This window comes from Pseudomonas sp. GM30, from assembly GCF_000282275.2.
Lineage (GTDB): Bacteria > Pseudomonadota > Gammaproteobacteria > Pseudomonadales > Pseudomonadaceae > Aquipseudomonas.
Genome location: NZ_AKJP02000009.1, coordinates 107,006 through 118,035, shown reverse-complemented (window position 1 = coordinate 118,035; position 11,030 = coordinate 107,006). Strand labels below are relative to the sequence as shown.

General features: G+C 59.3%; 10 protein-coding genes and 1 pseudogene. 4 read left to right on the top strand and 7 right to left on the bottom strand.

Annotated elements, in window-relative coordinates:
- Positions 1 to 32: 32 nt before the first annotated feature.
- A pseudogene (locus PMI25_RS07215) lies at positions 33 to 350 on the bottom strand (class II fructose-bisphosphate aldolase); the annotation flags it as partial.
- Positions 351 to 492: 142 nt separating this feature from the next.
- Here PMI25_RS07215 and PMI25_RS07210 point away from each other — a divergent pair.
- Together PMI25_RS07210 and PMI25_RS07205 are read left to right on the top strand one after the other, a co-directional pair.
- Positions 493 to 744, top strand: a complete 252-nt coding sequence (locus PMI25_RS07210) for a helix-turn-helix transcriptional regulator (RefSeq protein WP_007969683.1) — start codon at positions 493 to 495, stop codon at positions 742 to 744.
- Positions 741 to 1,940 carry a type II toxin-antitoxin system HipA family toxin gene (locus PMI25_RS07205; RefSeq protein WP_007969682.1) on the top strand — a complete coding sequence of 400 codons (1,200 nt, stop codon included), beginning with the start codon at positions 741 to 743 and terminating at the stop codon, positions 1,938 to 1,940. Before PMI25_RS07210 ends, PMI25_RS07205 begins: the two co-directional genes overlap by 4 nt.
- A 79-nt stretch (positions 1,941 to 2,019) precedes the next feature.
- On the opposite strand, the gene fba is transcribed toward PMI25_RS07205, so the two are convergent.
- The 6 genes from fba to tkt all read right to left on the bottom strand — a co-directional run bounded on the left by fba (position 2,020) and on the right by tkt (position 8,397).
- Entirely contained in the window at positions 2,020 to 3,084 is a 1,065-nt protein-coding gene (fba, locus tag PMI25_RS07200; protein ID WP_003177554.1) for a class II fructose-bisphosphate aldolase, read from the bottom strand.
- 270 nt (positions 3,085 to 3,354) lie between these two features.
- Positions 3,355 to 3,687, bottom strand: coding sequence for an MliC family protein (locus PMI25_RS07195; RefSeq protein ID WP_007961875.1), 333 nt, complete (start codon positions 3,685 to 3,687; stop codon positions 3,355 to 3,357).
- Between the two features lie 57 nt (positions 3,688 to 3,744).
- Positions 3,745 to 3,966: a hypothetical protein gene (locus PMI25_RS07190; RefSeq protein ID WP_007961876.1), complete on the bottom strand. Its 222-nt coding sequence runs from the start codon at positions 3,964 to 3,966 to the stop codon at positions 3,745 to 3,747.
- A gap of 34 nt (positions 3,967 to 4,000) precedes the next feature.
- On the bottom strand, positions 4,001 to 5,164 hold the full coding sequence (locus PMI25_RS07185) for a phosphoglycerate kinase (RefSeq protein ID WP_007961877.1): 1,164 nt from the start codon (positions 5,162 to 5,164) through the stop codon (positions 4,001 to 4,003).
- Between the two features lie 26 nt (positions 5,165 to 5,190).
- Positions 5,191 to 6,249, bottom strand: a complete 1,059-nt coding sequence (gene epd, locus PMI25_RS07180) for an erythrose-4-phosphate dehydrogenase (protein WP_007961878.1) — start codon at positions 6,247 to 6,249, stop codon at positions 5,191 to 5,193.
- Between the two features lie 150 nt (positions 6,250 to 6,399).
- Positions 6,400 to 8,397 (bottom strand): transketolase, encoded by a 1,998-nt coding sequence (gene tkt, locus PMI25_RS07175; protein ID WP_007961879.1) that lies wholly within the window; start codon positions 8,395 to 8,397, stop codon positions 6,400 to 6,402.
- Positions 8,398 to 8,655: 258 nt separating this feature from the next.
- On the opposite strand from tkt, the gene PMI25_RS07170 reads away from it, so the two are divergent.
- Together PMI25_RS07170 and metK are read left to right on the top strand one after the other, a co-directional pair.
- Positions 8,656 to 9,651: an ArsR/SmtB family transcription factor gene (locus PMI25_RS07170; RefSeq protein WP_007961880.1), complete on the top strand. Its 996-nt coding sequence runs from the start codon at positions 8,656 to 8,658 to the stop codon at positions 9,649 to 9,651.
- Between the two features lie 18 nt (positions 9,652 to 9,669).
- Complete coding sequence (gene metK, locus PMI25_RS07165; RefSeq protein WP_003229025.1) at positions 9,670 to 10,860, top strand: methionine adenosyltransferase; 1,191 nt, start codon at positions 9,670 to 9,672, stop codon at positions 10,858 to 10,860.
- Positions 10,861 to 11,030 lie beyond the last annotated feature (170 nt).

Sequence of the window (11,030 nt, the reverse complement as noted above, 5' to 3'; positions counted from 1 at the left end):
TCACGTCGCGGTTTTTTTATAACTCGCTTGCTTTAGTTGACTTTAGCGTTCAACTCACCCTTCAGATAACGCTGGAACATCGCTTCCAACGAGATCGGCTTGATCTTCGAAGCATTACCGGCAGTACCGAACGCTTCATAACGAGCGATACACACGTCACGCATCGCCGTCACAGTCGCGCCGAAGAATTTACGCGGGTCGAATTCGCTCGGCTCGGTGGCCATCAGGCGACGCATGGCGCCGGTGGATGCCAGGCGCAGGTCGATGTCGATGTTGACCTTGCGCACGCCGTACTTGATGCCTTCGACGATTTCCTCAACCGGTACGCCGTAGGTTTCTTTGATGTCGCCGTCGATTGGTGGATGAGCGCTTGGCTATTCAGATAGCAACCAAAGGGAACCGTGCCCCACCCGGTGGGGGCGAAAAATAACCCACATGGATAAAATGTCTCGTATACGCTACATTCAACGATAAATGTAGCGATAACAGAACATGGATCACACCTTGGTAATCAGCCGACTAGGCTCCCAGATTCGCGAAAAACGCCTGAGCCGCGGCCTGACGCAAGCACAGCTTGCCGAACTCGCGAGCCTGACGCGCCACAAAGTCATTGCCGTAGAGAAAGGCACCCTGTCCGTCGGGATCATCGCCTATGCGCGAGTATTGGGTGCTCTGGATTGTGAGCTTGCTGTCGTTCCTGCAGCAATGCCGACACTTGAAGAGCTAGGGGACTTGTTTGAATGAAAATGACCTCGCTCAAAGTGAGTACACCTGAAGGGGCTAGCGGCAGGCTTTTCAGCGATACCGAGAACTACACCTTCCGTTATCACGAAGATGCGTTACCCGAGATGGCCATCAGCTTGTCGATGCCAGTCAGGCATGACGAATTCCGACGGCGCGAGCTTCATCCTGTTTTTCAGATGAACCTGCCAGAAGGCTATGTGCTGGAACAACTACGTAATCGCTTGGCCAAGACTGTGAATGTCGACCCGATGTTGTTGCTGGCACTGACCGGCAGCACCTCGCCCATTGGCCGGGTTCAGGTGCGATCTGAAACAGTTGATGCCCTTCTGAAGGAGCAACAATTTCCGGGCGAAAAACTTGAAGAAATTCTGACTTGGGATGGCACCGAAGATATCTTCGCTGACATGCTTGACCGCTACATCCTGCGAGCAGGGATTTCTGGCGTTCAACCCAAGGTATTGGTGCCTGAAAGACAAGAAACCGTCCAGCCACGAGTAACATCGAAGACCTCGGATCTGATCATCAAAAGTGGCCGCGACGAATTTCCCGGCCTGGCGATCAACGAATTCCTTTGCATGTCCATTGCCAAGGAGGCGGATATTTCCGTTCCACCGTTTTACCTTTCCGATAATGCCCAACTGTTTGTCATGCGTCGTTTTGACCGCGACGATCAGCTCAACCCGCTCGGGTTTGAAGACATGGCGGTATTGATGGGTTTATCGGCCAGCCAGAAGTACAGCAAGAGCTATGCAGCCATCGCCAAGGCGATTCGTCTGTTCTGCCCGGCAAAAAATCTGCGCAGCTCTCTTGATCAGCTCTTCGATAGCGTCGCGCTGAGTTGCATTGTCGGGAATGGCGACGCTCATTTGAAAAACTTCGGCTTGCTCTATTCCGACCCGACAAGACGTGATGCGCACCTCTCTCCGGCGTACGACATCGTCAACACCACCGCCTATATCCCGGAAGATGTTCTAGCGCTGGATCTGGTCGGAAACAAGTCAATGTTTGCATCACGGCAAGGGCTCCTGGAGTTCGCACACACCTGTGAGATCGAGCGGCCGAGGGAGCGCATTCAGAAATTGCTCAACGCAGTAGAAACAGTACTTAAGCGCTACTCCCAGTATCGGGAGCAAGCAGCTCATGTGATTACTGCCATTGAGCAGTCAGCAGCACCATTTTCCCGAACCTTTGGATAGATGATTATGCAAAAAATCATCGACCACAAAAAACCCGCCTCTCGGCGGGTTTTTCATCAGCGCAGCTTAACGTTCAGGCTTAGTTAACCTTCGCGTTCAACTCACCCTTCAAATACCGCTGATACATCGCTTCCAACGAGATCGGCTTGATCTTCGAAGCATTACCGGCAGTACCGAACGCTTCATAACGAGCGATACACACGTCACGCATCGCCGTCACGGTCGCGCCGAAGAATTTACGTGGGTCGAATTCGCTCGGGTTGGTGGCCATCAGGCGACGCATGGCGCCGGTGGATGCCAGGCGCAGGTCGGTGTCGATGTTGACCTTGCGTACGCCGTACTTGATGCCTTCGACGATTTCTTCAACCGGTACGCCGTAGGTTTCTTTGATGTCGCCGCCGTACTGGTTGATGATCGCCAGCCACTCTTGCGGAACCGACGAGGAACCGTGCATCACCAGGTGGGTGTTCGGGATGCGCTTGTGGATTTCCTTGATGCGGTCGATCGCCAGCACGTCACCGGTAGGTGGCTTGGTGAACTTGTAAGCGCCGTGGCTGGTGCCGATGGCGATGGCCAAGGCATCGACCTGGGTTTTCTTGACGAAGTCAGCGGCTTCTTCCGGGTCGGTCAGCATCTGGCTGTGATCCAGAACGCCTTCGGCGCCGATGCCGTCTTCTTCACCAGCCATGCCGGTTTCCAGCGAACCCAGGCAGCCCAGCTCGCCTTCTACCGAAACGCCGCAGGCGTGAGCCATGGCTACGGTCTGCTGAGTCACACGAACGTTGTATTCGTAGTCGGTCGGGGTCTTGCCGTCTTCGCCCAGGGAACCGTCCATCATGACCGAGCTGAAGCCCAGTTGGATCGAGCGCTGGCAGACGTCAGGGCTGGTGCCGTGGTCTTGGTGCATGCACACCGGGATGTGCGGGAATTCTTCGATCGCAGCCAGGATCAGGTGACGCAGGAACGGCGCGCCGGCGTATTTACGGGCGCCGGCCGAAGCCTGGACGATCACCGGGGAGTCAGTCTTGTCAGCGGCTTCCATGATGGCGCGCATCTGCTCAAGGTTGTTGACGTTGAAGGCTGGAACGCCGTAGCCGAACTCGGCTGCGTGGTCCAGCATCTGGCGCATGCTGATAAGTGCCATTGTGTGTGTCTCTCCCGGTTGAGGGTCGTTAATCGTGCCAGCCTGCCGGAGCGGCGGCGGCTATTCAAGTGCTTGCAGATCGGGGGTTGAGGCCCGGTCTGGTGATTCGTTAAAGCCAATTCTCAATAACTACGCAGAACTCTGTGGGAGCGAGCTTGCTCGCGAATGCATTCCAACATTCAACACAACTGCAAGCTGAACCAGCGCTTTCGCGAGCAAGCTCGCTCCCACATTGGGATCCGCTGCCACATTAGATCTATGGTGTGTCAATTACTGCGCCTTGCAGCCCCGGCCAATCAGGTCATTGGTGGCGACCCAGTACACCAGGCCTTCGTCACCCTTGACGTGAAACGCCAGCATGCCATCGCTGTACAGCACGCCCGAGGCGCCCGGCTCTTCTTTCAGGCGATAGACCTGATCACCGCCGCCCAGCCGTACATCGACTTCCTTCTGGCTGGCATCGGCGTAGCGCCACAGCACTTTGGCCTGGCTGTCGCAGGTCCAGGTGGTCCAGTTGTCCGCAGGCGCGGACGACTGAAACAGGTTCATCTGCGCGCAACCGCCCAACAATGCCAACGCCGCAATGGCGATCAAGCCTTTCATCCGTGTTCCTCGACTGACAGCCAACGCCGCCAGCCCTGAGTTAAAGAGTCAGACCGGTCAAGGACAACCATGTTCCTTGGCCGGGGTTTGCGTCTCGTATTTGTCCAGACCGTCCGGCCCCGAGCGCTTGTTCAGCACCGGGTTGGTTTCGGCCTGCCAGTCGGCCTGATAGCAGCCTTTCTGTGCCGCATCCGGGGCGGGCGTGGCCTCGGCCTTCGGGTTACTCCCGCAGGCCGCCAGCGTACCGGTCAGCAACAACAGCGCTAACGACTTGACCATCTGAACACTCCTTTGCCTGGCCAAACGGGCGGCCTCAGGCCTTGGCCCGGCTTTCCAGGACTTCAACGGCGGGCAGCACCTTGCCTTCGACGAATTCGAGGAACGCGCCACCACCGGTGGAAATGTAGGAGATTTGCTCGGCCACGCCATATTTATCGATGGCCGCCAGGGTGTCGCCACCGCCGGCAATGGAGAACGCGGCGCTGTCAGCGATGGCCTGGGCCAGCACTTTGGTGCCGTTGCCGAACTGGTCGAATTCGAACACGCCGACCGGGCCATTCCACAGGATGGTTTTCGACGATTTCAGCAGTTCGGCGAAGTTGGCTGCGGTTTGCGGGCCGATATCCAGAATCATGTCGTCAGCGGCAACGTCAGCAATCAGCTTGACGGTGGCTTCGGCGCTTTCCGCAAACTCCTTGGCAACCACCACGTCCACCGGCAGCGGCACGCTGACCTTGGCGGCGATGGCGCGTGCGGTGTCCAGCAGATCCGGCTCGTACAGCGACTTGCCGACCGGGTGACCGGCTGCAGCCAGGAAGGTGTTGGCAATGCCGCCGCCGACGATCAGTTGATCGCAGATCTGGCTCAGGCTGTTGAGGACGTCGAGCTTGGTCGACACCTTGGAGCCGGCAACGATCGCCGCCATTGGCTTGGCCGGTGCGCCCAGCGCCTTGCCCAGTGCGTCCAGCTCAGCGGCCAGCAGCGGGCCAGCCGCCGCAACTTTGGCGAACTTGGCCACGCCGTGGGTCGAACCCTCGGCGCGGTGCGCGGTGCCGAAGGCGTCCATCACGAACACGTCACACAGGGCGGCGTATTGCTGGGCCAGCTCGTCAGCGTTCTTTTTCTCGCCCTTGTTGAAGCGCACGTTTTCGAACAGCACGATGTCGCCGGCCTTGACGTCAACGCCGCCCAGGTAATCAGCCACCAGCGGAACTTCGCGGCCCAGGGCCTTGCTCAGGTAGTCGGCGACTGGCTTGAGGCTGTTCTCGGCGGAGAACTCGCCTTCGGTCGGACGGCCCAGGTGCGAACACACCATCACCGCTGCACCTTTTTCCAGGGCCAGCTTGATGGTCGGCAGCGAAGCCAGGATACGCGCATCGCTGGTGACAACACCGTCCTTGACTGGGACGTTGAGGTCTTCGCGGATCAATACGCGCTTACCTTGCAGATCGAGGTCGGACATCTTCAACACGGTCATGGGTCGCACTTCCTGAGTAACTGTTCTTAGAGAGCAGGTTTTTTTGAAATCGCTGTTTGCAGATAGTGGTCTGCAACGTCCAGCATTCGGTTGGCAAAACCCCATTCGTTGTCGAACCAGGCCAGGATGTTCACCAGTTTGGGACCGGAAACACGGGTCTGACTGGCATCGACGATGGCCGAATGTGGGTCATGGTTGAAATCACAACTGGCGTGCGGCAACTCGGTATAGGCCAACAGGCCTTTGAGCGGGCCGTTGGTGGCGGCCTCGCGCAGGATCCGGTTGACCTCGTTGGCATCGGTCGCGGTGGCGGTCTGCATCGTGATGTCGAGGCAGGACACGTTGACCGTCGGCACGCGTACGGCTTTGGCCTGAATTCGCCCGGCAAGTTCCGGCAGCAGACGCTCGATGCCACGCGCCAGACCAGTGGACACCGGGATCACCGACTGAAACGCCGAACGGGTGCGGCGCAGGTCTTCGTGGTGATAGGCGTCGATCACCGGCTGATCGTTCATCGCCGAGTGAATCGTGGTGATCGATACGTAATCCAGGCCGATCGCCTTGTCCAGCAGACGCAACAGCGGCACGCCGCAGTTGGTGGTGCAGGAGGCGTTGGACACCAGCAGTTCATCGCCGGTCAGGCAATCCTGATTGACGCCGTAGACGATGGTGGCGTCGACATCCGCTTCGCTGGCCATCGGTTGCGAAAACAGCACACGTGGCGCGCCGGCGTCGAGAAACCGCTGGCCGTCTTCGCGGGTGTGATAAGCGCCGGAACATTCGAGCACCAGGTCGATGCCCAGCGCCGCCCAGTCGATGCCTTCGGGGGTGGCACTGCGCAGGACCTTCACGCAGTCGCCATTGATATGCAGACAATCGCCGTCTACTCGCACTTCGCCGGGAAAGCGGCCGTGGGTGGAGTCGAAGCGTGTCAGGTATTCGATGCTGGCCATGTCGGCCAGATCGTTGATCGCGACAATTTCAAACCCGGCCTTCTCGCCACGCTCGAACAACGCACGCAAGACGCAACGACCAATCCGGCCGTAGCCGTTGAGTGCAACTTTGTAGGGACGCGGTTGAGGCATGGGGTTCTCGATTACCGTGGTGAATCGGGTAGTGCGATGTTGCCTGAACCAACGCTTTCGCGAGCAGGCTCGCTCCCACAGGAAAATGCATTCCAATGTGGGAGCGAGCCTGCTCGCGAAGGCGTCAGCTCAGGCGACACCTTTTCCAGGTCAGTCTTCCAGCAGTTCTTCAGCCTGACCCAGGATGTTGTCCAGGGTGAAGCCGAATTCTTCGAACAGTGCCGAAGCCGGAGCCGATTCGCCGTAGGTGGTCATGCCGATCACGCGACCTTCCAGACCCACGTACTTGAACCAGAAGTCGGCGTGAGCCGCTTCGATCGCGATACGGGCGCTGACCTGCAACGGCAGAACCGATTGCTTGTAGCCGGCGTCCTGCGCATCGAACACGCTGGTGCAAGGCATGGAAACCACGCGCACCTTGCGGCCTTGTTCGGTCAGTTTGTCGTAGGCCTGAACGGCCAGACCCACTTCCGAACCGGTGGCGATCAGGATCAGCTCAGGCTCGCCTGCGCAGTCCTTCAACACGTAGCCACCGCGGCTGATATCGGCGATCTGGCCGGCATCACGTTCCTGGTGCTGCAGGTTCTGACGCGAGAAGATCAGCGCCGAAGGGCCGTCCTTACGCTCCAGCGCATTTTTCCAGGCCACCGCCGATTCAACGGCATCGGCTGGACGCCAGGTGTCGAGGTTCGGTGTGCTGCGCAGGCTGGTCAGTTGCTCGACCGGCTGGTGCGTCGGGCCGTCTTCGCCCAGACCGATGGAGTCGTGGGTGTAGACGTGGATCACACGCTTCTTCATCAGCGCCGACATGCGCACGGCGTTGCGCGCGTATTCCATGAACATCAGGAAGGTTGCGCCGTAAGGCACCAGGCCGCCGTGCAGGGACACGCCGTTCATGATCGCGGTCATGCCGAATTCGCGCACGCCGTAGTACATGTAGTTGCCGCTGGCGTCTTCAGCGCTGACGCCTTTGCAACCTTTCCACAGGGTCAGGTTGGAACCGGCCAGGTCAGCCGAACCGCCGAGCAGTTCCGGCAGCAACGGGCCGAACGCGTTCAGGGTGTTCTGGCTGGCTTTACGGCTGGCGATGGTTTCGCCTTTGGCCGCCACTTCAGCGATGTAGGCCGAGGCTTTTTCAGCGAAGTCAGCCGGCAGTTCGCCGCTCAGACGACGGATCAGCTCGTTGGCTTCGGTCGGGAATGCTGCGGAGTAGGCAGCGAAACGCTGATCCCACTCGGCTTCGGCAGCGCGACCTTTTTCCTTGGCATCCCACTCGGCATAAATGTCTGCAGGGATTTCGAACGGGCCGTAGTTCCAGTTCAGCGCCTGACGGGTCAGAGCGATTTCCGCGTCACCCAGTGGGGCGCCGTGGCAGTCTTCCTTGCCCTGCTTGTTCGGCGAACCGAAACCGATGGTGGTCTTGCAGCAGATCAGGGTCGGCAGCGGGCTCTTGCGCGCAGTCTCGATGGCGGTCTTGATCTCTTCTGGATCGTGACCGTCGACGTTGCGGATTACCTGCCAGTTGTAGGATTCGAAACGCTTCGGCGTGTCATCGGTGAACCAGCCTTCGACTTCACCGTCGATGGAGATGCCGTTGTCATCGTAGAAGGCGATCAGCTTGCCCAGGCCCAGCGTACCGGCCAGGGAGGCGACTTCGTGGGAAATGCCTTCCATCATGCAGCCATCACCGAGGAACACATAGGTGTGGTGATCAACGATATCGTGGCCAGGACGGTTGAACTGCGCGCCCAGGACTTTTTCCGCCAGGGCGAAGCCGACAGCATTGGCCAGACCCTGACCCAGCGGGCCGGTGGTGGTTTCGACGCCCGGGGTGTAGCCGAATTCCGGGTGGCCCGGGGTGCGGCTGTGCAGTTGACGGAACTGCTTGAGGTCGTCGATCGACAGGTCGTAACCGGTCAGGTGCAGCAGCGAGTAGATCAACATCGAGCCGTGGCCGTTGGACAGCACGAAGCGGTCACGGTCGGCGAACGATGGATTGCTCGGGTTGTGCTTGAGGTAGTCGCGCCAAAGTACTTCGGCGATATCTGCCATACCCATAGGGGCACCGGGATGGCCGCTGTTGGCTTTTTGCACGGCATCCATGCTGAGGGCACGAATGGCGTTGGCACGCTCACGACGGCTAGGCATCGCTGATCTCCTGGGTGTGAATAGATTGAAACGGAAAAAAGGAGGGCATTTTCCCTCACCGGAGCGCTTCGGGGCAATGACAGATAGTCATCCAGAGGCGTTTTTCCCGTGCTGGGCGGCGGTTTCGTCTGGTGAAACCTTTCCGCTGTTCGTTTGTAGAGTTAACCAGCCAGTGAGAAGTGCCATCTATCGAGCAATATCAAAACTTTTTGATATTGCCCTTGCGGCGCTTTCCCACCGTCACTAGACTGCTGCCCCATGAACTTACGCGTGCCTTCCATTCGCCATGACGACTGCGACGAGCTGGCGGCCCTGTGCAAGGCCGGTGGCGATCCGCTGCGCCTGAATGTATTGCGCGCGCTGGCCAACGACTCGTTCGGCGTACTGGAACTGGCGCAGATTTTCGGTATCGGTCAGTCCGGCATGAGCCACCACCTCAAGGTGCTGGCCCAGGCCGATCTGGTGGCGACACGCCGTGAAGGCAACGCGATTTTCTATCGCCGCGCCCTGCCCCACACCGAATTGCTGGGCGGCAAGTTGCACGCCGCGTTGTTAGAAGAAGTCGACAATTTGGCGCTGCCGGACGACGTGCAGGCGCGCATAGCGCAGGTCCACGGACAACGTGAAGCCGCCAGCCAGGACTTCTTCACCCGGGTTGCGGAGAAATTCCGCGCCCAGCAAGACTTGATCGCAGGCCTGCCGCAGTACCGCGACAGCGTGCTGGCCCTGCTCGACAAACTGAACTTCAATGGTGCTGCCACGGCCATTGAAGTCGGCCCCGGCGATGGTGCTTTTCTGCCGGAACTGGCCCGTCGCTTCAGCAACGTAACCGCGCTGGACAACAGCCCGGCGATGCTCGAACTGGCGCGTCAGGTATGTGAACGTGAACGGCTGGCTAACGTCAGCCTGCAATTGGCCGATGCATTGAATGGCACAAGCCTGACGGCCGATTGCGTGGTACTGAACATGGTGTTGCACCATTTCGCCGCGCCGGCCGAAGCGCTCAAGCACATGGCCGGCCTGCTGCAACCGGGCGGTAGCCTGCTCGTGACAGAGTTATGTAGCCACAACCAGAGTTGGGCCAGGGAGGCCTGCGGTGATCTGTGGTTGGGGTTTGAACAGGACGATTTGGCCCGTTGGGCCACCGCTGCGGGACTCGTTCCCGGGGAAAGCCTCTATGTAGGCTTACGTAATGGTTTCCAGATCCAGGTTCGCCACTTTCAGCGACCGGCTGGCGACACTCACCATCGGTAAATTCAGGAAAACATCGAGATGAGCGAATACTCCCTCTTCACCTCCGAGTCCGTGTCTGAAGGACATCCGGACAAAATCGCCGACCAGATTTCCGATGCGGTGCTGGACGCCATTATTGCCCAGGACAAACACGCACGCGTTGCCGTGGAAACCCTGGTCAAGACCGGCGTGGCCATCGTGGCCGGTGAAGTGACCACCAGCGCCTGGGTCGACCTGGAGCAGATCGTTCGTGACGTGATCTGCGACATCGGCTACACCAGCTCCGAAGTCGGCTTCGACGGTGCTACCTGCGGCGTGATGAACATCATCGGCAAGCAGTCCCCTGACATCAACCAGGGTGTTGACCGTGCCAAGCCTGAAGATCAGGGCGCCGGCGACCAGGGCCTGATGTTCGGCTACGCCAGCAACGAAACCGACGTGCTGATGCCAGCACCGATCACCTTCTCGCACCAGCTGGTGCAGCGTCAGGCCGAAGCCCGCAAATCGGGTCTGCTGCCGTGGCTGCGTCCGGACGCCAAGTCGCAAGTGACTTGCCGTTACGAAGGCGGCAAGGTCGTCGGTATCGACGCCGTTGTTCTGTCGACCCAGCACAACCCAGAAGTGTCGTACAAAGACCTGCGCGAAGGCGTGATGGAGCTGATCGTCAAGCACGTGCTGCCTGCCGAACTGCTGAGCAAAGACACCCAGTTCCACATCAACCCGACCGGCCAGTTCATCATTGGCGGCCCGGTAGGTGACTGCGGTCTGACCGGTCGCAAGATCATCGTCGACAGCTACGGCGGCATGGCCCGTCACGGCGGTGGCGCGTTCTCCGGTAAAGATCCATCGAAGGTTGACCGTTCGGCTGCCTACGCTGGCCGTTACGTTGCCAAGAACATCGTCGCCGCCGGCCTGGCCGAGCGTTGCGAGATCCAGGTGTCCTACGCCATCGGTGTCGCTCAGCCGACTTCGATCTCGCTGAACACCTTCGGCACCGGCAAGATCAGCGATGACAAGATCATCAAACTGGTGCGTGAAGTGTTCGACCTGCGTCCATACGCGATCACCACCATGCTCGATCTGCTGCACCCGATGTACCAGGAGACTGCAGCCTACGGCCACTTCGGTCGTGCTCCGCAGACCAAGACGGTTGGCGAAGACACCTTCACCACCTTCACCTGGGAAAAAACCGACCGCGCCGACGCTCTGCGTTCCGCCGCTGGTCTGTAAGCCCTCCCCGGCTGCAAAAAAAGCCCCGCACGGTTCGCGCCGTGCGGGGCTTTTTCATGCCTGAAATAGCCTTCCAATATCAATAAAGAACCCTGTGGGAGCGGGCTTGCCCGCGAAGAGGCCGGCCCATGCGCCCCCTGTATGGGCACGGAAACACGATGCAAAACACC

Coding starts and splice junctions, on each gene's coding strand:
- tkt (WP_007961879.1), bottom strand. CDS start 8,397: ATGCCTAGCCGTCGTGAGCGTGCCAACGCCATTCGTGCCCTCAGCATG.
- PMI25_RS07185 (WP_007961877.1), bottom strand. CDS start 5,164: ATGACCGTGTTGAAGATGTCCGACCTCGATCTGCAAGGTAAGCGCGTA.
- PMI25_RS07205 (WP_007969682.1), top strand. CDS start 741: ATGAAAATGACCTCGCTCAAAGTGAGTACACCTGAAGGGGCTAGCGGC.
- epd (WP_007961878.1), bottom strand. CDS start 6,249: ATGCCTCAACCGCGTCCCTACAAAGTTGCACTCAACGGCTACGGCCGG.
- fba (WP_003177554.1), bottom strand. CDS start 3,084: ATGGCACTTATCAGCATGCGCCAGATGCTGGACCACGCAGCCGAGTTC.
- PMI25_RS07210 (WP_007969683.1), top strand. CDS start 493: ATGGATCACACCTTGGTAATCAGCCGACTAGGCTCCCAGATTCGCGAA.
- PMI25_RS07170 (WP_007961880.1), top strand. CDS start 8,656: ATGAACTTACGCGTGCCTTCCATTCGCCATGACGACTGCGACGAGCTG.
- PMI25_RS07195 (WP_007961875.1), bottom strand. CDS start 3,687: ATGAAAGGCTTGATCGCCATTGCGGCGTTGGCATTGTTGGGCGGTTGC.
- PMI25_RS07190 (WP_007961876.1), bottom strand. CDS start 3,966: ATGGTCAAGTCGTTAGCGCTGTTGTTGCTGACCGGTACGCTGGCGGCC.
- metK (WP_003229025.1), top strand. CDS start 9,670: ATGAGCGAATACTCCCTCTTCACCTCCGAGTCCGTGTCTGAAGGACAT.